The organism is Streptomyces sp. NPDC055287 (assembly GCF_053646035.1).
Window position 1 is genome coordinate 334,997 of record NZ_JBSHNE010000004.1, and the last position, 21,992, is coordinate 356,988.

General features: G+C 71.3%; 18 protein-coding genes. 16 read left to right on the forward strand and 2 right to left on the reverse strand.

Going from position 1 to position 21,992, the window contains the following annotated elements:
• The 12 genes from ACWIHY_RS09620 (at window position 1) to ACWIHY_RS09675 (ending at window position 14,966) form a co-directional block, all read left to right on the forward strand.
• Entirely contained in the window at window positions 1-1,296 is a 1,296-nt protein-coding gene (locus ACWIHY_RS09620) for a dihydroorotase (RefSeq protein ID WP_454375063.1), read from the forward strand.
• Window positions 1,293-1,883: a PH-like domain-containing protein gene (locus ACWIHY_RS09625; RefSeq protein ID WP_454375064.1), complete on the forward strand. Its 591-nt coding sequence runs from the start codon at window positions 1,293-1,295 to the stop codon at window positions 1,881-1,883. The genes ACWIHY_RS09620 and ACWIHY_RS09625 overlap by 4 nt, the downstream gene beginning before the upstream one ends.
• Complete coding sequence (gene carA / locus ACWIHY_RS09630) at window positions 1,880-3,031, forward strand: glutamine-hydrolyzing carbamoyl-phosphate synthase small subunit (protein ID WP_454375065.1); 1,152 nt, start codon at window positions 1,880-1,882, stop codon at window positions 3,029-3,031. Before ACWIHY_RS09625 ends, carA begins: the two co-directional genes overlap by 4 nt.
• Window positions 3,024-6,335: a carbamoyl-phosphate synthase large subunit gene (carB, locus tag ACWIHY_RS09635; RefSeq protein ID WP_454375066.1), complete on the forward strand. Its 3,312-nt coding sequence runs from the start codon at window positions 3,024-3,026 to the stop codon at window positions 6,333-6,335. Before carA ends, carB begins: the two co-directional genes overlap by 8 nt.
• A 99-nt stretch (window positions 6,336-6,434) precedes the next feature.
• Window positions 6,435-7,544 carry a quinone-dependent dihydroorotate dehydrogenase gene (locus ACWIHY_RS09640; RefSeq protein WP_454375067.1) on the forward strand — a complete coding sequence of 370 codons (1,110 nt, stop codon included), beginning with the start codon at window positions 6,435-6,437 and terminating at the stop codon, window positions 7,542-7,544.
• Window positions 7,541-8,407 (forward strand): orotidine-5'-phosphate decarboxylase, encoded by an 867-nt coding sequence (pyrF, locus tag ACWIHY_RS09645; RefSeq protein ID WP_454375068.1) that lies wholly within the window; start codon window positions 7,541-7,543, stop codon window positions 8,405-8,407. Before ACWIHY_RS09640 ends, pyrF begins: the two co-directional genes overlap by 4 nt.
• Window positions 8,408-8,686: 279 nt before the next feature.
• Window positions 8,687-9,010 (forward strand): integration host factor, encoded by a 324-nt coding sequence (locus ACWIHY_RS09650; RefSeq protein ID WP_028814066.1) that lies wholly within the window; start codon window positions 8,687-8,689, stop codon window positions 9,008-9,010.
• Window positions 9,011-9,049: 39 nt separating this feature from the next.
• Window positions 9,050-9,643 carry a guanylate kinase gene (gene gmk, locus ACWIHY_RS09655; RefSeq protein ID WP_454375069.1) on the forward strand — a complete coding sequence of 198 codons (594 nt, stop codon included), beginning with the start codon at window positions 9,050-9,052 and terminating at the stop codon, window positions 9,641-9,643.
• A 28-nt stretch (window positions 9,644-9,671) separates the two neighbouring features.
• Window positions 9,672-9,944: a DNA-directed RNA polymerase subunit omega gene (gene rpoZ, locus ACWIHY_RS09660; protein ID WP_028814064.1), complete on the forward strand. Its 273-nt coding sequence runs from the start codon at window positions 9,672-9,674 to the stop codon at window positions 9,942-9,944.
• A 110-nt stretch (window positions 9,945-10,054) separates the two neighbouring features.
• Window positions 10,055-11,260, forward strand: coding sequence for a bifunctional phosphopantothenoylcysteine decarboxylase/phosphopantothenate--cysteine ligase CoaBC (coaBC, locus tag ACWIHY_RS09665; protein WP_454375070.1), 1,206 nt, complete (start codon window positions 10,055-10,057; stop codon window positions 11,258-11,260).
• A gap of 251 nt (window positions 11,261-11,511) precedes the next feature.
• Entirely contained in the window at window positions 11,512-12,720 is a 1,209-nt protein-coding gene (gene metK / locus ACWIHY_RS09670) for a methionine adenosyltransferase (protein WP_454375071.1), read from the forward strand.
• 101 nt (window positions 12,721-12,821) lie between these two features.
• Window positions 12,822-14,966 carry a primosomal protein N' gene (locus ACWIHY_RS09675; protein WP_454375072.1) on the forward strand — a complete coding sequence of 715 codons (2,145 nt, stop codon included), beginning with the start codon at window positions 12,822-12,824 and terminating at the stop codon, window positions 14,964-14,966.
• Window positions 14,967-15,123: 157 nt separating this feature from the next.
• Here ACWIHY_RS09675 and ACWIHY_RS09680 read toward each other — a convergent pair whose 3' ends face one another.
• Window positions 15,124-15,663, reverse strand: a complete 540-nt coding sequence (locus ACWIHY_RS09680; RefSeq protein WP_454375073.1) for a hypothetical protein — start codon at window positions 15,661-15,663, stop codon at window positions 15,124-15,126.
• Window positions 15,664-15,946: 283 nt separating this feature from the next.
• Between ACWIHY_RS09680 and fmt the strand changes: the two genes are divergently transcribed.
• The 3 genes from fmt to ACWIHY_RS09695 are packed head-to-tail and all read left to right on the forward strand — an operon-like array spanning window position 15,947 to window position 18,985.
• Complete coding sequence (gene fmt, locus ACWIHY_RS09685; RefSeq protein ID WP_454375074.1) at window positions 15,947-16,897, forward strand: methionyl-tRNA formyltransferase; 951 nt, start codon at window positions 15,947-15,949, stop codon at window positions 16,895-16,897.
• A gap of 37 nt (window positions 16,898-16,934) precedes the next feature.
• On the forward strand, window positions 16,935-18,395 hold the full coding sequence (locus tag ACWIHY_RS09690; protein ID WP_454375075.1) for an RsmB/NOP family class I SAM-dependent RNA methyltransferase: 1,461 nt from the start codon (window positions 16,935-16,937) through the stop codon (window positions 18,393-18,395).
• 53 nt (window positions 18,396-18,448) lie between these two features.
• Entirely contained in the window at window positions 18,449-18,985 is a 537-nt protein-coding gene (locus tag ACWIHY_RS09695) for a cysteine hydrolase family protein (RefSeq protein ID WP_454375076.1), read from the forward strand.
• Window positions 18,986-19,000: 15 nt separating this feature from the next.
• Here ACWIHY_RS09695 and ACWIHY_RS09700 read toward each other — a convergent pair whose 3' ends face one another.
• Window positions 19,001-21,118 carry an MMPL family transporter gene (locus ACWIHY_RS09700; RefSeq protein ID WP_454375077.1) on the reverse strand — a complete coding sequence of 706 codons (2,118 nt, stop codon included), beginning with the start codon at window positions 21,116-21,118 and terminating at the stop codon, window positions 19,001-19,003.
• 135 nt (window positions 21,119-21,253) lie between these two features.
• Between ACWIHY_RS09700 and rpe the strand changes: the two genes are divergently transcribed.
• Window positions 21,254-21,940 carry a ribulose-phosphate 3-epimerase gene (gene rpe, locus ACWIHY_RS09705; protein ID WP_454375078.1) on the forward strand — a complete coding sequence of 229 codons (687 nt, stop codon included), beginning with the start codon at window positions 21,254-21,256 and terminating at the stop codon, window positions 21,938-21,940.
• The last annotated feature ends 52 nt before the right edge of the window (window positions 21,941-21,992 follow it).

The window sequence follows — 21,992 nt, forward strand, 5'->3', positions numbered from 1 at the left end:
ATGAGTGAGACGACGAAGATTCTGCTCCGCGGTGCGAAGGTGCTGGGCGGCGAGCCGCAGGACGTCCTGATCGACGGCGAGACTATCGCCCAGGTCGGCAGCGGCCTGAGCGCCGAGGGCGCGATTGTCGTGGAGGCCGAGGGCAAGGTCCTGCTGCCCGGCCTCGTGGACCTGCACACCCACCTGCGCGAGCCCGGCCGCGAGGACTCCGAGACCGTCCTGACCGGTACGAAGGCCGCTGCCGTCGGCGGCTTCACCGCCGTCCACGCCATGGCGAACACCTTCCCCGTCGCCGACACCGCCGGCGTCGTCGAGCAGGTCTGGCGCCTCGGCAAGCAGTCCGGCTATTGCGACGTGCAGCCCGTCGGCGCCGTCACCGTCGGCCTGGAGGGCAAGAAGCTCGCCGAGCTCGGCGCCATGCACGACTCGGCCGCCGGGGTGAAGGTCTTCTCCGACGACGGCAAGTGCGTCGACGACGCCGTGATCATGCGCCGCGCGCTGGAGTACGTGAAGGCCTTCGACGGCGTCGTCGCCCAGCACGCCCAGGAGCCCCGCCTGACCGAGGGCGCCCAGATGAACGAGGGGATCGTCTCCTCGGAGCTGGGTCTCGGCGGCTGGCCGGCCGTCGCCGAGGAGTCGATCATCGCCCGCGACGTCCTCCTCGCCGCCCACGTCGGCTCGCGGGTGCACATCTGCCACCTGTCCACGGCTGGCTCGGTGGAGATCGTCCGGTGGGCCAAATCCAAGGGCTGGAACGTCACCGCCGAGGTCACCCCGCACCACCTCCTGCTCACGGACGAGCTGGTACGGACGTACAACCCCGTCTACAAGGTGAACCCGCCGCTGCGCACCGAGGCCGACGTCATGGCCCTGCGCGAGGCCCTCGCCGACGGCACCATCGACTGCGTCGCCACCGACCACGCCCCGCACCCGCACGAGGACAAGGACTGCGAGTGGGCGGCGGCGGCCATGGGCATGGTCGGTCTGGAGACCGCCCTGTCCGTCGTCCAGCAGACGATGGTCGACAGTGGCCTGCTCGACTGGGCGGGCGTCGCCGACCGCATGTCCTTCCGCCCGGCGGCCATCGGCCGCCTGGACGGCCACGGCCGTCCCGTCTCGGCAGGCGAGCCCGCGAACCTCACGCTGGTCGATCCGGCTTACCGTGGAGCCGTGGACCCCTCGGGCTTCGCCTCCCGCAGCCGCAACACTCCCTACGAGGGCCGTGAGCTGCCGGGACGCGTCACCCACACCTGGCTGCGGGGCCGCGCAACGGTCGTCGACGGGAATCTGGCGTGACACCTTTCATCCATCTGGCCGCCGAGGCCGCCGCGGAGCGGAAGTCGGCCGAAGTGACCGACTGGGCCGCCCGCATCGGCTGGGTCGTCGGGCTGCTGCTCTTCATCGCGCTCCTGTACTGGCTGATGCGCCAGGGCTGGAAGTGGCGCGCCACCCTCCAGTCGGACCTGGCGGAGCTCCCCACCGCGCCCGAGACGCCCGGTGAGGCGAAGCTGAGGATGAGCGGCCGCTACCACGGCTCGACGACCGCCGGGCAGTGGCTCGACCGGATCGTGGCCCACGGTCTGGGGACGCGCAGCCGGGCCGGGCTGACGCTCACCGACGCGGGCCTGGAGGTCGTACGCCCCGGGGCGGCCGACTTCTTCGTCCCCGCGGCGGCGCTGCGCGAGGCCAGGCTCGACAAGGGCATCGCCGGCAAGGTCCTCGCCGAGGGCGGCCTGCTGGTCGTCACCTGGCAGCACGGCGACAAGCTGATCGACTCCGGCTTCCGCTCCGACCACGCGGCCGAGCACACGGCCTGGGTCGAGGCCATCAACGCAATGAACTCGATGAACACCAGCATTTCGACGGAAGGCACCGCACGATGACGATCTCCAAGCCGGGGAACGCCTCGCAGAGGAAGGGGGCGTCTCCCGCCGTACTCGTCCTGGAGGACGGCCGCAGCTTCCGCGGCCGTGCCTACGGGGCCGTGGGGGAAACCTTCGGCGAGGCGGTGTTCAACACCGGCATGACCGGCTACCAGGAGACCCTCACCGACCCGTCGTACCACCGCCAGGTCGTCGTCATGACGGCCCCGCACGTCGGCAACACCGGCGTGAACGACGAGGACGACGAGTCGAAGAGGATCTGGGTCGCCGGGTACGTCGTACGCGACCCCGCCCGCATCCCCTCCAACTGGCGCTCCCGCCGCTCCCTCGACGAGCAGCTCGTCGGCCAGGGCATCGTGGGCATCAGCGGCATCGACACCCGCGCCCTCACCCGCCACCTGCGCGAGCGCGGCGCGATGCGCGTCGGCATCTTCTCCGGCGAGGCACTCGCCGACGAGGAGACGCTGCTCGCCCGCGTGAAGGAGGCCCCCCAGATGGTGGGCGCCTCGCTCGCCGCCGAGGTCGCGACCAAGGAACCGTACGTCGTCCCCGCGATCGGTGAGAAGAAGTTCACCGTCGCCGCGATCGACCTCGGCATCAAGGGCATGACCCCGCACCGGATGGCCGAGCGCGGCATCGAGGTCCACGTCCTGCCGGCCACCACCACGGCCGAGGAGGTGTACGCGATCGCCCCCGACGGTGTGTTCCTCTCCAACGGCCCCGGTGACCCGTCCACGGTCGACCTCACCGTCGTGAAGGCCGTCCTGGACCGCAGGACGCCGCTCTTCGGTATCTGCTTCGGCAACCAGATCCTCGGCCGGGCGCTCGGCTTCGGCACGTACAAGCTGAAGTACGGCCACCGCGGCATCAACCAGCCCGTGCAGGACCGCACGACCGGCAAGGTCGAGGTCACCGCGCACAACCACGGCTTCGCCGTCGACGCCCCGCTCGACAAGGTCTCCGAGACCCCGTACGGGCGCGCCGAGGTGTCCCACGTCTGCCTGAACGACGACGTGGTCGAGGGCCTCCAGCTGCTCGACCAGCCGGCCTTCAGCGTCCAGTACCACCCCGAGGCAGCCGCAGGCCCGCACGACGCCGCGTACCTGTTCGACCGCTTCGTACAGCTCATGGAGGGCCAGCGTGCCTAAGCGCACCGATATCCAGTCCGTCCTGGTCATCGGCTCCGGTCCGATCGTCATCGGCCAGGCCGCGGAGTTCGACTACTCCGGCACGCAGGCCTGCCGCGTCCTCAAGGCCGAGGGCCTGCGCGTCATCCTGGTCAACTCCAACCCGGCGACGATCATGACCGACCCGGAGATCGCCGACGCCACGTACGTCGAGCCGATCACCCCGGAGTTCGTCGAGAAGATCATCGCCAAGGAGCGCCCCGACGCGCTGCTGCCGACCCTCGGCGGCCAGACCGCGCTCAACACCGCTATCTCCATGCACGAGCAGGGTGTGCTGGAGAAATACGGCGTCGAGCTCATCGGCGCCAACGTCGAGGCCATCAACAAGGGCGAAGACCGCGACCTCTTCAAGGGCGTCGTCGAGGCCGTCAAGGCCAAGATCGGTTACGGCGAGTCCGCCCGCTCGGTCATCTGCCACTCCATGCAGGACGTCCTCACGGGCGTCGACACGCTCGGCGGCTACCCCGTCGTCGTGCGCCCCTCCTTCACGATGGGCGGCGCCGGTTCCGGCTTCGCGCACAACGAGGACGAGCTGCGCCGCATCGCCGGACAGGGCCTCACGCTCTCGCCGACCACCGAGGTGCTCCTGGAGGAGTCCATCCTCGGCTGGAAGGAGTACGAGCTGGAGCTGATGCGCGACAAGAACGACAACGTCGTGGTCGTCTGCTCCATCGAGAACTTCGACCCGATGGGCGTGCACACCGGCGACTCGATCACCGTGGCCCCGGCGATGACGCTGACGGACCGCGAGTACCAGCGGCTGCGTGACGTCGGTATCGCGATCATCCGCGAGGTCGGCGTCGACACCGGCGGCTGCAACATCCAGTTCGCGATCAACCCCGACGACGGCCGGATCATCGTCATCGAGATGAACCCGCGCGTCTCGCGCTCCTCGGCGCTCGCGTCCAAGGCGACCGGATTCCCGATCGCGAAGATCGCGGCCCGTCTCGCCGTCGGCTACACGCTGGACGAGATCCCGAACGACATCACCGAGAAGACCCCGGCGTCCTTCGAGCCCACGCTCGACTACGTCGTCGTCAAGGTGCCCCGCTTCGCATTCGAGAAGTTCCCGCTCGCCGACGCCACCCTCACCACCACCATGAAGTCGGTGGGCGAGGCGATGGCGATCGGCCGCAACTTCACCGAGGCGCTCCAGAAGGCCCTGCGCTCGCTGGAGAAGAAGGGCAGCCAGTTCGCCTTCACCGGCGACCCGGGTGACAAGGCCGCGCTCCTGGAGATCGCCAAGGTCCCCACCGACGGCCGCATCAACACCGTCATGCAGGCCATCCGGGCCGGAGCCACCCCCGAGGAGATCTTCGACGCCACGAAGATCGACCCGTGGTTCGTCGACCAGATGTTCCTCATCAAGGAGCACGCGGACGACCTCATCGCCGCCGACAAGCTCCACCCCGACCTGCTCGCGGAAGCAAAGCGCCACGGCTTCTCCGACGCCCAGATCGCCGACATCCGGGGCCTGCGCGAGGACGTCGTACGCGAGGTCCGGCACGCGCTCGGGGTGCGCCCGGTCTACAAGACGGTCGACACCTGCGCCGCCGAGTTCGCCGCGAAGACGCCGTACTTCTACTCCTCGTACGACGAGGAGTCCGAGGTCGCGCCCCGCGAGAAGCCCGCGGTGATCATCCTGGGCTCGGGCCCGAACCGCATCGGCCAGGGCATCGAGTTCGACTACTCCTGCGTCCACGCCTCCTTCGCGCTCAGCGACGCCGGCTACGAGACCGTGATGGTCAACTGCAACCCGGAGACCGTCTCCACCGACTACGACACCTCCGACCGCCTGTACTTCGAGCCGCTGACGCTCGAGGACGTGCTGGAGATCGTCCACGCCGAGTCCCTCGCGGGCCCGATCGCGGGCGTCATCGTGCAGCTCGGCGGCCAGACCCCGCTCGGTCTCGCCCAGGCGCTGAAGGACAACGGAGTACCGGTCGTCGGCACCCCGCCGGAGGCCATCCACGCCGCCGAGGACCGCGGCGCCTTCGGCCGCGTCCTCGCCGAGGCGGGACTGCCCGCTCCCAAGCACGGCACCGCGACGACCTTCGACGAGGCCAAGGCCATCGCCGACGAGATCGGCTACCCGGTCCTCGTACGCCCGTCGTACGTGCTCGGCGGCCGCGGCATGGAGATCGTGTACGACGAGACGCGCCTGTCCTCGTACATCGCCGAGTCCACCGAGATCAGCCCCACCCGGCCGGTCCTGGTCGACCGCTTCCTCGACGACGCGATCGAGATCGACGTCGACGCGCTCTACGACGGCACCGAGCTCTACCTCGGCGGCGTCATGGAGCACATCGAGGAAGCCGGCATCCACTCCGGCGACTCCGCCTGCGCCCTGCCCCCGATCACCCTCGGCGGCTTCGACATCAAGCGGCTGCGGATCTCGACCGAGGCCATCGCCAAGGGCGTCGGCGTACGCGGACTGATCAACATCCAGTTCGCGATGGCCGGGGACATCCTCTACGTCCTCGAAGCCAACCCGCGCGCCTCGCGCACCGTCCCCTTCACCTCGAAGGCGACCGCGGTGCCGCTCGCGAAGGCCGCCGCCCGCATCTCGCTGGGCGCGACCATCGCCGAGCTGCGCGCCGAGGGCATGCTGCCGAAGTCCGGTGACGGCGGCACGCTGCCGCTCGACGCGCCGATCTCCGTCAAGGAGGCCGTGATGCCGTGGAGCCGCTTCCGCGACATCCAGGGCCGGGGCGTGGACACCGTCCTCGGCCCGGAGATGCGCTCCACCGGTGAGGTCATGGGCATCGACTCGGTGTTCGGCACGGCGTACGCCAAGTCGCAGGCCGGGGCGTACGGTCCGCTGCCGACGAAGGGCCGCGCGTTCATCTCCGTCGCCAACCGCGACAAGCGCTCGATGATCTTCCCGGCGCGCGAACTGGTCGCCCACGGCTTCGAGTTGCTCGCCACCTCCGGCACGGCCGAGGTGCTCAGGCGCAACGGCATCAACGCCACCGTCGTGCGCAAACTGAGCGAGGGCGAGGGCCCGCAGGGCGAGCGGACGATCGTCCAGCTCATCCACGACGGCGAGGTCGACCTCATCGTCAACACGCCGTACGGCACGGGCGGCCGCCTCGACGGCTACGAGATCCGTACGGCCGCCGTGGCGCGCAGCGTCCCCTGCCTCACGACGGTCCAGGCGCTCGCCGCCGCCGTCCAGGGCATCGACGCGCTCAACCACGGCGACGTGGGGGTCCGTTCCCTTCAGGAACACGCACAACACCTGACAGCGGCCCGCGAGGTCTAGCGGCCCAGGAGGGGGACACCGATCGCGGTGTCCCCCTCTTCATGAGCCCAGCTCTTCATGAGCCCAGCCCGTCGCCCGAGCCTCCTGAGGAAAGCACCCGTGTACAAACTCTTCTTCACCCTCGTCTTCAAGCGCATGGACGCCGAGCAGGCCCACTACATGGCCTTCCGCTGGATCCGCCTCGCCGCCCGCGTCCCGGTCCTGCGCACCTTCGTCGCCGCCGTCCTCGCGCCCCGCCACACCGCGCTGCGCACCGAGGCGCTGGGCCTGCGCATGCACGGCCCGTTCGGTCTCGCCGCCGGTTTCGACAAGAACGCGGTCGCCATCGACGGGATGTCGATGCTCGGCTTCGACCACATCGAGATCGGTACGGTCACCGCGCAGCCGCAGCCCGGCAACCCCAAGAAGCGCCTCTTCCGCCTCGTGAAGGACCGCGCGCTCATCAACCGCATGGGGTTCAACAACGAGGGCTCCGAGGCCGTGGCGGCCCGCCTGGCGGCCCGTAACCCGGTCTTCAGGACGGTTGTCGGCGTCAACATCGGCAAGACCAAGATCGTTCCGGAGGAGGAGGCCGTCGCCGACTACGTCGCCTCCACCGAGCGCCTCGCCGCGCACGCCGACTACCTGGTCGTCAACGTCTCGTCCCCGAACACCCCGGGACTGCGCAACCTCCAGGCCACCGAGTCGCTGCGCCCGCTGCTGACCGCCGTGCGCGAGGCCGCCGACCGTACGGTCACCGGCCGCCGCGTTCCGCTCCTCGTCAAGATCGCACCCGACCTGGCCGACGAGGACGTCGACGCCGTGGCCGACCTGGCGCTGGAGCTCGGCCTCGACGGCATCATCGCCACGAACACCACCATTGCCCGCGAGGGCCTCGGCCTGAAGTCGGACCCGGCTCTCGTCAAGGAGGCCGGCGGACTGTCCGGAGCGCCCGTCAAGGCGCGCTCCCTTGAGGTCCTGCGCCGTCTGTACGCCCGCGTCGGCGACCGGATCACCCTGATCGGGGTCGGGGGCATCGCGAACGCCGACGACGCCTGGCGGCGCATCCTGGCGGGCGCCACGCTCGTACAGGGCTACAGCGCCTTCGTCTACGAGGGCCCCTTCTGGGCCCGCTCGATCCACCAGGGCCTCGCCGAGCGCCTCGCGAACAGCCCGTACGCCACCCTCGCCGACGCCGTCGGCGCCGAGACCCGGGAGTCCGCGCAGTGACTGGAACGACCGAATCGACCGAGGCGACCGCCGAAACCTTCGGCGCGCGTCTGCGCCGCGCCATGGACACCCGCGGCCCGCTCTGCGTGGGAATCGACCCGCACGCCTCGCTGCTGAGCGCGTGGGGCCTCAACGACGACATCAAGGGCCTGGAGACCTTCACCCGCACCGTCGTCGAGGCCCTGGCCGACCGGGTGGCCGTGCTGAAGCCGCAGTCGGCCTTCTTCGAGCGCTTCGGCTCCCGCGGAATCGCCGTACTGGAGAAGGCGGTCGAGGAGGCGAGGGCGGCCGGCGCGCTGGTGCTCATGGACGCCAAGCGCGGCGACATCGGCTCCACGATGGGCGCGTACGCCGAGACCTACCTTCACAAGGACTCGCCGCTCTTCTCGGACGCGGTGACGGTCTCGCCGTACCTCGGCTTCGGCTCGCTGCGTCCCGCGCTGGACGCGGCCGTGATCAACGGCTGCGGTGTCTTCGTCCTCGCGCTGACGTCCAACCCGGAGGGCGCCGAGGTCCAGCGGGCCACCGCCGCCGACGGCCGGTCGCTCGCCCAGGTGATGCTCGACCACATGGCGGCCGAGAACGAGGGCGCCGAGCCGCTCGGGTCGGTCGGCGCGGTGGTCGGCGCGACGCTGGGCGACGCGGGCGTCGATCTGGCGATCAACGGTCCGCTGCTGGCTCCGGGTATCGGAGCCCAGGGCGCGACGCCGGCCGATCTGCCGGGCGTCTTCGGGGCCGCGGTCGGCAACGTCGTACCGAGTGTGAGCCGCGGTGTGCTCCGCTTCGGCCCCGATGTTTCCGGACTGCGCGAGTCCGCTTCTCGCTTCGCCGACGAGGTCAGAGCGGCGGTCTCGGCGGTATGAGGCACCGGCCGGAGGGCCGCGGCGACGGGGCGGCGATTCATGTTGACGGAATCCTGACCGAAAACCGGGGTGTTATGTCTGATATGCCTTAGTCGATGGAGGCTGACCAGGACTTTTCGCTGCTTCTCGCTGACTGGAGCGGTCCTGGCCGCTAGTCTCCGTCGAGAGAAACGCGCAGCTCGTCGTTCGCGACCTGCTGCTCGTTGCTCGCCTGGTGTGGGGCGACCAGCTTCCTCACCGGTCCGTATCCGACAGTTCGACATCCGAGGTGACGTAGGCGTGGCTCTTCCGCCCCTTACCCCTGAACAGCGCGCAGCCGCGCTCGAAAAGGCCGCCGCGGCTCGCCGGGAGCGGGCCGAGGTCAAGAATCGACTCAAGCACTCCGGCGCCTCGCTCCACGAGGTCATCAAGCAGGGACAGGAGAATGACGTCGTCGGCAAGATGAAGGTCTCCGCCCTTCTTGAATCTCTGCCGGGCGTGGGCAAGGTCCGCGCCAAGCAGATCATGGAGCGGCTCGGCATCTCCGAGAGCCGTCGTGTGCGCGGTCTCGGCTCCAACCAGATCGCCTCTTTGGAGCGCGAGTTCGGCGGCGGAGCCGCCTGACGTTCTCGGGCACCCCCGAGAACCTGGATAATCGCATCCATGGCTGCAACATCCCGGGGGACGACCCCCGTACCCCCGGACGAACGTCCGCGGCTGACCGTGCTCTCCGGCCCCTCGGGTGTCGGCAAGAGCACGGTCGTCGCCCATATGCGCAAGGTCCACCCCGAGGTATGGCTCTCGGTGTCGGCCACCACACGCAAGCCGCGACCCGGCGAGCGCCACGGCGTTCAGTACTTCTTCGTGAGCGACGAGGAGTTCGACAAGCTCGTCGCCAACGGTGAGCTGCTGGAGTGGGCCGAGTTCGCCGGCAACCGTTACGGCACGCCCCGGCGTGCCGTGGCCGACCGGCTCGAAGCGGGCGAGCCCGTGCTCCTGGAGATCGATCTCCAGGGCGCACGGCTGGTCCGTGAATCGATGCCGGAGGCTCAACTGGTCTTCCTGGCCCCGCCCAGCTGGGACGAGCTGGTCCGCAGGCTGACCGGCCGCGGCACGGAGGCGCCCGATGTCATCGAGCGCCGTCTCGAGGCCGCAAAGATCGAACTCGCCGCGGAGGCGGAGTTCGACACCACCCTGGTCAACACCTCCGTCGAGGACGTGGCGCGCGAGCTGCTAGCCTTGATGGAAGTTGCTTGATCTCTGTTCACTTATCGGAAGGTAGAGCGTGTCCTCTTCCATTTCCACGCCCGAGGGCATCATCAACCCGCCGATCGACGAGCTGCTCGAGGCTACTGACTCGAAGTACAGCCTCGTGATCTACGCGGCGAAGCGTGCGCGTCAGATCAACGCGTACTACTCGCAGCTCGGTGAGGGCCTGCTCGAGTACGTCGGCCCTCTGGTGGACACCCACGTCCACGAGAAGCCGCTCTCGATCGCCCTGCGCGAGATCAACGCGGGTCTGCTGACCTCCGAGGCCATTGAGGGCCCGGCGCAGTAGTCAGCAGGCGCAGGAATCTTTTCACCACAGGCCCGGCAGTGAGACTGCCGGGCCTGTGGTGTGTCATGGGACGTAGACGGTCGGACAACCTGGCAGAGCGGGGAGACGCAGTGGACAAGCCGAAGGTCGTGCTGGGAGTCAGCGGAGGGATCGCCGCGTACAAGGCGTGCGAGCTGCTGCGCCGGCTGACGGAATCCGGCCACGACGTACGGGTCGTGCCGACCGAGGCGTCGCTCCACTTCGTCGGTGCCGCCACGTGGTCGGCCCTGTCCGGCAACCCCGTCTCGGCGGAGGTCTGGGAGTCGGTGCACGAGGTGCCCCACGTACGGATCGGACAGGCCGCCGACCTGGTCGTGGTGGCCCCCGCCACCGCCGACATGCTGGCCAAGGCGGCCCACGGACTGGCCGACGACCTCCTGACGAACACCCTGCTCACCGCCCGATGTCCGGTGATCTTCGCGCCCGCGATGCACACCGAGATGTGGGAGCACCCCGCCACCCAGGAGAACGTCGCCACACTGCGACGCCGCGGCGCGGTCGTCATCGAGCCCGCGGTGGGCCGGCTGACCGGCGTCGACACCGGCAAGGGCCGGCTGCCCGGCCCGGACGAGATCTTCGAGGTCTGCCGCCGCGTGCTCGCACGAGGCGTGCGCGAGCCCGATCTGGCCGGCCGGCACGTCGTGATCAGCGCGGGAGGCACGCGCGAGCCGCTCGACCCGGTCCGCTACCTGGGGAACCGTTCGTCCGGCAAGCAGGGGTACGCCCTGGCCCGTACCGCCGTCGCGCGCGGCGCCCGCGTCACGCTCGTCGAGGCCAACACCGGTCTGCCGGACCCGGCCGGCGCCGACGTCGTACGCGCGGGCACGGCGGTGCAGCTGCGTGAGGCCGTGCTGAAGGCGGCGGCGGACGCGGACGTGGTCGTCATGGCGGCCGCCGTGGCCGATTTCCGGCCGGCGACGTACGCCGCGGGCAAGATCAAGAAGAAGGACGGCCAGGAGCCGGTTGCCGTCGAGCTGGTCCGTAACCCGGACATCCTCGCCGAGGTCTCCGCCGAGCGGCCCGGACGGCCCGGCCAGGTGGTCGTCGGCTTCGCCGCCGAGACCGACAACGTCCTGGCCAACGGCCGGGACAAGCTCCGCCGCAAGGGCTGTGACCTGCTGGTCGTCAACGAGGTGGGGGAGCGGAAGACGTTCGGCTCCGAGGAGAACGAAGCCGTCGTGCTCGACGCCGACGGGGGCGAGACCCCGGTGCCGTACGGCCCCAAGGAGGCCCTGGCTGACACGGTCTGGGACCTGGTGACACGTCGGCTCGGTTAATTCCTGTCTCCCCTGGTACGTTGCCGGCGGGTGTCCCGAACCTTTGCAAAACGGGCGTTTTGCCCTCTGGTGGAGAAGGTTGGCCGTACGGCACGAAGCAGTGCCGCTGGTCACAGGGCTCCCAAGAAGCGAGACACGTGGTCCGCCGACCGGAAGCGACCGATAAACTGGTCGCGGACCGACGCCGGGCGCAGCTCCCGGCCCGTTCCATCAATGCTCAGCCAGCAGCCGCTGCAACCCCAGGGAGCGATGTGTCCCGCCGCCTGTTCACCTCGGAGTCCGTGACCGAGGGCCACCCAGACAAGATCGCTGACCAGATCAGCGACACGATCCTCGACGCGCTCCTGCGGGAGGACCCGGCTTCCCGGGTCGCCGTGGAGACCTTGATCACCACTGGCCTGGTGCACGTCGCCGGCGAGGTGACCACCAAGGCTTACGCAGACATCCCCACGCTCGTACGCAACAAGATCCTCGACATCGGGTACGACTCCTCGAAGAAGGGCTTCGACGGCGCCTCGTGCGGCGTATCGGTGTCCATCGGCGCGCAGTCCCCCGACATCGCGCAGGGTGTCGACACGGCGTACGAGACGCGGGTCGAGGGCGACGAGGACGAGCTCGACAAGCAGGGCGCGGGCGACCAGGGCCTGATGTTCGGCTACGCGTGCGACGAGACGCCCGAGCTGATGCCGCTGCCGATCCATCTGGCGCACCGGCTCTCGCGCCGGCTGTCCGAGGTCCGCAAGAACGGGACGATCCCGTACCTGCGTCCCGACGGCAAGACCCAGGTCACCATCGAGTACGACGGCGACAAGGCCGTCCGTCTCGACACGGTCGTCGTCTCCTCGCAGCACGCGTCGGACATCGACCTGGACTCGCTGCTCGCTCCGGACATTCGCGAGTTCGTCGTGGAGCACGTCCTGAGCGGGCTGCTCGAGGACGGCATCAAGCTGGAGACCGAGGGCTACCGCCTGCTGGTCAACCCGACCGGACGCTTCGAGATCGGCGGCCCGATGGGCGACGCCGGCCTCACCGGTCGCAAGATCATCATCGACACGTACGGCGGCATGGCCCGCCACGGCGGCGGCGCCTTCTCCGGCAAGGACCCGTCCAAGGTCGACCGCTCGGCGGCGTACGCGATGCGCTGGGTCGCCAAGAATGTCGTGGCCGCGGGTCTCGCCGCGCGCTGCGAGGTCCAGGTCGCGTACGCGATCGGCAAGGCCGAGCCGGTGGGTCTGTTCGTCGAGACCTTCGGCACCGCGACGGTCGACACCGAGAAGATCGAGAACGCCATCGGTGAGGTCTTCGACCTCCGCCCGGCCGCGATCATCCGCGACCTCGACCTGCTCCGCCCGATCTACGCCCAGACGGCGGCGTACGGCCACTTCGGCCGCGAGCTGCCCGACTTCACGTGGGAGCGCACGGACCGCGTGGACGCGCTGCGCGCGGCGGCGGGTCTCTGACCGGCCCTGCCTCACTGCTCGGCCGCGAAGGCCCCGGACCGCATCGGTCCGGGGCCTTCGCGCGTGCCGCTCTGTCAGTGACGTCTGGTAGGAATTTGGCTGTGAGCAGGAACGATGAGCGGCCCGAAGAGCCCGGGGGCGGGGTGCCGGAGCAGCTTGCGCTCATTCGGGAGACCGTGCGGAAGGCGAAGGTCCCGAAGGCCAAGCCGCGGACCTGGCGGGGGGCGCCGCTGGCGAAGGAACTGCCCGTTGCCCGGGTCCTGGTCAATAAGGGAGTGCTGCACCTCGACCAGTACTTCGACTATGCCGTGACCGAGGAGCTGGACGCCGTCGCGCAGCCCGGCGTGCGGGTGCGGGTGCGGTTCGGGGCCGGGGCGCACAACGTGCGGGACGGCCGCCGCGAGGGCGGCGGCATGATCGACGGGTACCTCGTCGAGCGGCGGGCCGCGTCGGACTACGCGGGGCCGCTGGCAGCGCTCGCCTACGTGGTGTCCCCGGAACCCGTGCTGAGCCCGGAGCTGCTGGCGCTGTCGCGGGCGATCGCCGACCGTTACGCGGGGAGCCTCGCCGACGTGCTCCAGCTGGCCGTCCCGCCGAGGAACGGGCCGGCCGAGGCGAAGCCCTCCCCGGAGCCGCCGCCGCCGCCGGGGGCACCGGGCGCCGGCACCTGGGAGCGGTACGCGCACGGGCCCGCCTTTCTGCGGGAGCTGGCGGCGGGCGGGGCGCCGCGAGCCGTGTGGAACGCGCTGCCCGGGCCGCACTGGCCCGACGAGCTGGCCCGCGCGGTGGCGGCGACGCTGGCCTCCGGGCGGGGCGCGCTGGTCGTGCTGCCGGACGGGCGGAGCGCGGCCCGGGTGGACGCCGCGCTCACCGCACTGGTGGGGAAGGGCCATCACACGCTGCTGACGGCCGACGCCGGGCCCCAGAAGCGGTACCGGCAGTGGCTGGCGGCGCGGCGGGGGTCGGTGCGCGCTGTGATCGGGACGCGGGCCGCGATGTTCGCTCCGGTGACGGATCTGGGGCTGGTGGCGGTGTGGGACGACGGGGATTCGAGTCACAGCGACGACCACGCGCCCTTCCCGCACGTACGGGAGGTACTGGAGCTTCGGGCCCAGCACAGCAAGTGCGGATTTCTGCTGGGCGCCACGAGCTGCACGGTGGAGGCGGCTCAGCTGGTGGAGAGCAAGTGGGCCGTTCCGCTCCGCGCGGGACGCGAGCAGGTGCGGGCCGCGGCACCGCTGATCCGTACCGTCGGCGACGAGGAGGTGGCCCGGGACGGGGCCGCGCGGGCGGCCCGGCTGCCGAGCCTGGCGTGGCAGACCGTGCGGGACGGGCTCAGGACCGGGCCGGTGCTGGTGCAGGTGCCCCGGCGCGGGTACGTGCCGAGCCTGGCGTGCGAGCGGTGCCGTACGCCCGCGCGCTGCCGGCACTGCGCGGGGCCGCTCGAAGCGGCCGACCAGCGGGAACTGCACTGCGGATGGTGCGGGCGGGACGCGGCCGGGTGGCGGTGCGGCGAGTGCGGGAGCGTGCGGCTGCGGGCGCAGGTCGTCGGGGCACGGCGCACGGCGGAGGAGCTGGGGCGGGCGTTTCCCGCCGTGCCGGTGCGTACGTCCGGGCGCGACCATGTGCTGGAGAGCGTGCCGGGGGCGCCCGCGCTCGTGGTCAGTACGCCGGGGGCCGAGCCGGTGGCCGAGGGCGGTTACGCGGCGGCGCTGCTGCTCGATGGCTGGGCGATGCTCGGGCGGCCCGACCTGCGTGCGGGCGAGGAGGCGCTGCGGCGCTGGACCAGTGCCTCGGCGCTGGTCAGGGGGCAGGGGGAGGGCGGCACAGTGGTGGTGGTCGCCGAGCCCTCGCTGCGGCCGGTACAGGCTCTGGTGCGGTGGGACCCGGTGGGGCACGCGCAGCGGGAGCTGGCGGAGCGGGCGGAGCTCGGCTTCCCGCCGGTGTCCCGGATGGCGGCGGTGAGTGGCCGGCCCGAGGCGATCGCGGCGTTTCTGGCGGCGGCGCAACTGCCGGGCGACGCGGAGGTGCTGGGGCCCGTGGCTCTGCCCGTCGCGGAACCGGGCCGGCCTCGCAGGCCCGGCGACCCCCCGGTGGGTGAGGTGTGGGAGCGGGCGCTGCTGAGGGTGCCGCCGGGCAGCGGGGCGGCGCTCGCCGCAGCGCTGAAGACGGCGCAGGCGGCGCGGATGGCTCGCGGGGGCGGCGATCCGGTGCGGATCAGGATCGATCCGCCGGACATCGGCTGAGGGGAGGGGCGGGGGCGAGGGGTGTGACTGGGGGCCGGTCGTGCGGAGCTGCTCCCTGACCTGACCTGACCTGACCGGAAGGGCCGAAAGCCCCGGCCGTCCGCCATTGCGCGCCGCGTCGGCGTACGGGCGGGACGGCCGGAGGCGGGGAGAGGCGTCAGCCGTTGCGGGGGCCCGGGAAGGCGGTCGGGCGGAGTTCGTCGCGCAGGGACTGGGCGGCGGCCGTCGGCTGCGGCGGCATGGAACGCGCCGCCGGTACGGACGGCAGCGTCGCGGCGGGCAGGGTGCGGGTGGCGGTCGCCGTCTCGACCGCGACGTCGGCCTCGGCCGGCGCGCCGGTCGGCGCCGCGGCCCGCCGCGCGCCGTAACGGCGGTGCACGGCCTGCTTGGTCACCCCGAGCGCCGAGCCGACCGCGTCCCAGGAGAAGCCGAGCGAACGGTCGAAGTCCACGGCGGCGGTCACCAGCGTCTCGACGCTGTCCCGCAGCTCCTGCGCGAGGCGGACGGTCGGCGCCGGGGCCCGGCCGTAGACGACGAAGCCCGTGGAAGGGCCGGAGCGACGCGGGCGGTAGACGTTGCCGAGTTGGGCGGTGAGGGTGCGCAGTGCGTCCACCTGCCGGCGGACCCGCTCGATGTCCCGTACCAAGAGATGCAGGCTGGCCCGTGCTTGGGCGTCGTGGGTTGCGTGGTCGGCCATGAACAAGCCTCTCGAACCGGCGTGAAAGAAGGGCGGAAGAAGGGAAGTAGGGAGGGGTCGGAAGGGGGGCGGGGCCGCGCGTGCGGGCCCTTCGGTCAATCTCACTTGACCAACGCGTCACCCGGCACCGGGGTCACGCTGCTGGGGGCGTATGCGCATATGCGCGGGGCGCGCGGACGTGCGTACGCCCCCTGAGGCCAGGGTCCGCCGAGGCCCATAGACTGGTGCGCCTCTTGACGCCGCACCCGTTCCGCCCTTCCTGCCCGAGAGGCCCGCGCCACCGATGAAGCTCGTCTTCGCAGGCACCCCCGAGGTCGCCGTACCCGCCCTGGACGCCCTGATCGCCTCCGGCCGGCACGAGGTTGCCGCCGTCGTCACCCGGCCGGACGCCCCGGCGGGACGTGGCCGCAGGCTCGTCGCCAGCCCCGTCGCCGCGCGCGCCGAAGAGTCCGGGATCGAGGTGCTCAAGCCGGTCAGCCCACGCGACGAGGACTTCCTCGCGCGGCTGCGCGAGATCGCGCCGGACTGCTGCCCCGTCGTCGCCTACGGCGCGCTGCTGCCCAGGACGGCCCTCGACATCCCGGCCAAGGGATGGGTCAACCTGCACTTCTCGCTGCTGCCGGCGTGGCGCGGCGCCGCCCCCGTGCAGCACGCGATCCTCGCCGGCGACGAGGTCACGGGAGCCTCGACGTTCCTCATCGAGGAGGGGCTCGACTCCGGCCCGGTGTACGGCGTACTCACCGAGCAGGTGCGGCCCACCGACACCAGCGGTGACCTGCTCACCCGGCTGGCTTTCGCCGGCTCCGGACTGCTCGCCGCCACCATGGACGGCATCGAGGACGGCGCGCTGCACGCCGTACCGCAGCCCGCCGAGGGCATCACGCTCGCACCCAAGATCACCGTCGAGTACGCGCAGATCGACTGGGCGGCGCCCGCGCTGCGCGTCGACCGGGTCGTGCGCGGCTGCACGCCCGCCCCCGGCGCGTGGACGCTGTTCCGCGGCGAGCGCCTCAAGCTGGTCGCCGTGAAGCCGCTGCCGGAGCGGACGGACCTGGAACTCGCTCCCGGTGAGCTGTCGGCGGGGAAGAAGAACGTGTACGCCGGAACCGGGTCGCACCCCGTCGAGCTCCTCTGGGTGCAGCCGCAGGGCAAGAAGCCGATGCTCGCCGCCGACTGGGCGCGCGGCGTGCGGATCGCCCCGGGCGAACACCTCGGCGCGGCGGACGTACGCTGAGAGGGTTCGTCCCCCTCTCCAGCGGAGCACCTTTTTCGTGAGTGACCAGCCAAGCAGCAGTCCCGCCAAGCGATCCGCCAAGCGTCCCGCCAAGCCGCACCGGCGCCCCCAGAAGGACCCGGTCCGTTTCCTCGCGTTCGAGGCGCTGCGCGCCGTCGACGAGCGCGACGCGTACGCCAACCTCGTCCTGCCGCCGCTGCTCAAGAAGGCCCGCGCCAAGGGCAACTTCGACGAGCGCGACGCGGCCCTCGCGACCGAGCTGGTGTACGGGACACTGCGCCGCCAGGGCACGTACGACGCGGTGATCGCGGCCTGCATCGACCGGCCGCTGCGCGAGGTGGACCCGCCGGTCCTCGACGTACTGGCGCTCGGCGCGCACCAGCTGCTCGGCACCCGCATCCCGACGCACGCCGCCGTCTCGGCGAGCGTGGAGCTGGCGCGCGTGGTGCTCGGTGAGGGGCGCGCGAAGTTCGTCAACGCGGTGCTGCGGAAAATCTCCGCGCAGGATCTCGACGCCTGGGTGGAACAGGTCGCTCCGCCGTACGACGACGACGCCGAGGCGCATCTGTCCGTCGTGCACTCCCACCCGCGCTGGATCGTCTCCGCGCTGTGGGACGCCCTGGGCGGCGGTCGCGCCGGCATCGAGGACCTGCTGGAGGCCGACAACGAGCGCCCCGAGGTGACGCTTGTCGCCCGCCCCGGCCGCTCCACCGCCGACGAGCTGCTCGACGTACTGGGCGAGGACTCCGGGCTGCCCGGCCGCTGGTCCCCCTACGCGGTACGGCTGGCCGAGGGCGGCGAGCCGGGGGCCATCGCCGCCGTCCACGAGGGCCGCGCCGGGGTCCAGGACGAGGGCAGCCAGCTCGTCGCCGTCGCCCTGGCCAACGCGCCCGTCGAGGGACGGGACGAGCGCTGGCTGGACGGCTGCGCCGGGCCCGGGGGGAAGGCGGCCATGCTGGCCGGGCTCGCCTCCCAGCGCGGCGCGGCCCTGCTGGCCGCCGAGAAGCAGCCGCACCGCGCCCGTCTCGTGGAGCGGGCGCTCGCCGGCAACCCCGGCCCGTACCAGGTCGTCGCCGCCGACGGCACCCGCCCGCCGTGGCTCCCGGGCTCGTTCGACCGCGTCCTGATGGACGTCCCGTGCTCCGGGCTCGGCGCCCTGCGGCGCCGCCCCGAGGCGCGCTGGCGGCGCCGGGCCGAGGACCTGGAGGGCTTCGCGCCGCTCCAGCGCGGACTGCTGCGCGAAGCGCTCGGCGCGGTCCGCGTGGGCGGCGTCGTGGGGTACGCGACCTGCTCGCCGCACCTCGCCGAGACCCGGATCGTCGTCGACGACGTACTGAAGGGGCGCGGCGGTCACGAGCCGGTCGAGGCCGAGTGGATCGACGCGAGGCCGCTGATGCCCGGAGTCGCGGCGCTGGGCGACGGGCCCGACGTACAGCTGTGGCCGCACATGCACGGCACGGACGCGATGTACCTCGCTCTGCTGCGCCGGACCGCGTAGCGCGGGCCGTCCCCGAGTGGGGCGTCGGGTGGTTTTCGGGAACCCTGGGGCGTATGGGAACGACCGCACTCATCGTCATCGACATGATCACCACTTATGACCATGACGACGTGGACCTGTTGCTTCCTTCGGCGCGCGAGGCCGTGCCGGCGATCGTCCGGTTGCTCAAGCGCGCCAGGGAGAGGGGCGTTCCGGTCATCTATGTCAACGACAACTTCGGCGAATGGCGCTCGCACCACGGTGAGATCGTCGATACGGCGCTGTCGGGGCCGCACGCGGAGCTGGTGCGGCCCCTCCAGCCGGACGACGACTCGCTGTTCGTGGTCAAGGCGCGCCATTCGATCTTCTACGAGACACCGCTCGGCTATCTGCTCGGTTCACTGAACGCCGACCACGTGGTGCTGTGCGGCCAGGTCACCGAGCAGTGCGTGCTGTACTCGGCGCTCGACGCGCACATCCGGCACCTGCGGGTGACGGTGCCCCGGGACGCCGTGGCGCACATACACCGGCCGCTGGCCGAGGCGGCGCTGGAGATGATGCGCCGCAACATGCACGCCGAGATCGTCTCCGGCGACGACCTCGAGTGGTGACCGACGCGACCGCTCCTAGGTGTCCTCGCGGGCCAGCCGGTGCGGCCACCACACCTTCGGGCCGGCGTCCAGGAACAGCGCGGTCACCAGGACGGACCGTACGACGAGGGTGTCGAGCAGCACGCCCAGCGCGACCGCGAAGCCGATCTCGGAGAAGGCCACGAGGGGCAGCGTGCCGAGGGCGGCGAACGTGCCCGCGAGGACCAGGCCGGCCGATGTGATGACCGCTCCGGTCGCGGCCAGACCGGTCAACACGCCCGCTCTGGTGCCCTGGCGCCGGGCCTCCTCGCGGATCCGGGTGGACAGGAAGATGTTGTAGTCGATGCCCAGGGCCACCAGGAACACGAAGACGAACAGCGGGAAGTCCGTCGTCTCGCCCGCGTAGTCGAAGAGGTACCGGAAGGCGAGTGCGCTGAGGCCGAGGGCCGAGGCGAACGACAGCACGACCGTACCGATCAGCAGCAGCGGCGCGACGAGCGACCGCAGCAGCACCATGAGCACCAGCAGCACCACCGCCAGCACCAGCGGAATGATCAGGATGTTGTCGTGCGTGGTGGCCTCGTCCATGTCGAGGAGTGCGGCCGTGCCGCCGCCCACCTTGGCGTCCGCGTCCGGAACCGCGTGCACCGCGTCGCGTACCCGCTCCACCGTGTCCTTGGCGGCCGTGCTGTCGGCGGGGTCCGTCATCGTCGCCTCGATGAGCACCCGGCCGTCGTTAATGGGTTTCGTGCCAGGCGGTACGGCGATGGACCGCGGCACGACGCCGCTCGTCCGGGCCACGGTTTCGCCGACCTGTCTGGCCTGCCCGGCATCGGTGACGATCACCAGCGGATCACCGCTGCCCGCGGGAAAGTACCTGGCCTGGACCTCCTGGCCGGTGATCGAGTCGGGCTTGCCCGTGAAGGCGTCCGCGTTGCTGATCCCCTCGGCCCGCAGCTGCGTCAGCCCCAGGGCGAAGACGCCGAGTACGAGGGCCGTGGCGGCCCAGGTCGCCCGCGGGCGGCGGGCGATGCGCCCTCCCGTACGGGCCCAGAAGCCGCGCTCGGTGGGCTCCGCCGAACCGAAGTGCGGGATGGCCGGCCAGAACACCCAGCGGCCGAAGATCACCAGGAGGGCGGGGAACAGCGTCAGCATGGCCAGCAGGGCGACCGCTACGCCGATCGCGGCGACGGGACCGAGCCCGCTGGTCGAGTTCATCTCCGCGACCACCAGCACCAGCATGCCGAGCACCACGGTGGCGCCGCTGGCCAGCACGGCGGGTCCCGCGCGGTGCAGCGCCAGCGCCATCGCCTCGTGCCGGTCCTCGTGGCGGCGCAGCTCCTCGCGGTAGCGGGCGACCAGCAGCAGGGCATAGTCCGTCCCCGCGCCGAAGACGAGGACCGTGAGGATGCCCGCGCTCTGCCCGTTGACCGTCAGATCCGCGTGCTCCGCCAGGAGATAGATGAGCGCCTGCGCGGCCGCCAGGGCGCCGATCACCGCGATCACCGGGACCACCAGCAGCGTCGGGCTGCGGTAGGTGATCAGCAGCATCACGATCACCACACCGAGCGCCGCGAAGAGCAGGGTGGAGTCGATTCCCTCGAATGCCTCGGAAAAGTCCGCGTTGGTGCCGCCGGGCCCGGTCACGTGCACCGCCAGCCCGTCCTCGCCGGTGCCCGACTCCGCGCGCAGGGAGTCGACGGCGGGCGCGAGCCGCTCCCAGCCCTTCTCGTCCATGGTGATCGGTACGAAGACCTGAGCGGCCCGCGGGTCGTCCGGCCGGTCGAGGACAGGGCCGCGCGTCTCTGCGCCGCGCACCCCGTGGTCGCGCAGTTCCTTGAACGCCGCGACGTCCTCGTCGATGCGCGCGCGGTCGGCGGTCGTGAGGCCGCTGTCGCGCGCGTACACGACGACAGCGGGGATGACCTCGGGCCGGAACGCCTCCGATTCCACGAGAACCTGGGTGGACTCCGCCTTTCCGGGGAGCCACGAGGCGGCGTCGTTGTCCTGCGCGTCGGTGAGTTTCGAGGCCAGTGGGAAAGCCAGCACCATCGCCACCAGCCACAGCACCACCACGACCCACTTGCTGCGCCGCCCGCAGACCAGCCGGGCGATCCCTCTTTCCGGCGGCTGAAGCTCCTGTGCATCCCGCATAGCGCTCCCCATGACCCTTTGTCGCGGGCCGAATCGCCAGGATTGCGAGGACTGTGCAGATCCCGGCCACCTCTGGTCCGTACCGAGGGGCCTACCGGGGAGAGGAAGAGCCCCGGAACATGGCAGGCTTGGCCCATGGCTGTTCAGATCAATCCCAGTATCCTCTCCGCAGACTTCTCCCGCCTGGCGGAGGAGGCGAAGGCCGTCGAGGGCGCCGACTGGCTCCACGTCGACGTGATGGACAACCACTTCGTCCCCAACCTCACGCTGGGCGTCCCGATCGTGGAGTCGCTCAGCCGCGCGACGGACATCCCCCTGGACTGCCATCTGATGATCGAGGACGCCGATCGCTGGGCCCCGCAGTACGTCGAGGCGGGCGCCGGATCGGTCACCTTCCACGCCGAGGCGTGCGCAGCCCCCGTCCGCACGGCCCGCGAGATCCGGGCCAAGGGTGCCCGTGCCTCCATGGCGCTGAAGCCGGCCACGCCCATCGAGCCGTACGAGGATCTGCTCCCCGAGCTCGACATGCTGCTGATCATGACCGTTGAGCCGGGCTTCGGCGGCCAGTCGTTCCTCGACATCATGCTGCCGAAGATCCGCCGTACCCGGGAGCTGATCTCCAAGCACGGCCTGGAGCTGTGGCTCCAGGTCGACGGCGGCGTATCGGCGACGACGATCGAGCGCTGCGCGGAGGCCGGCGCGGACGTCTTCGTCGCGGGTTCCGCCGTGTACGGGACGGACGACCCGGCCGCCGCGGTGCGCATGCTGCGGAACCAGGCGACCGAGGCCACGGTCACGGCCGGCTGGGCATGCGGCCACTGAGCCACGGCTCGGTGAACGCCGCCCTTCGGGGCTGATCAAGGGTTCGCTGATC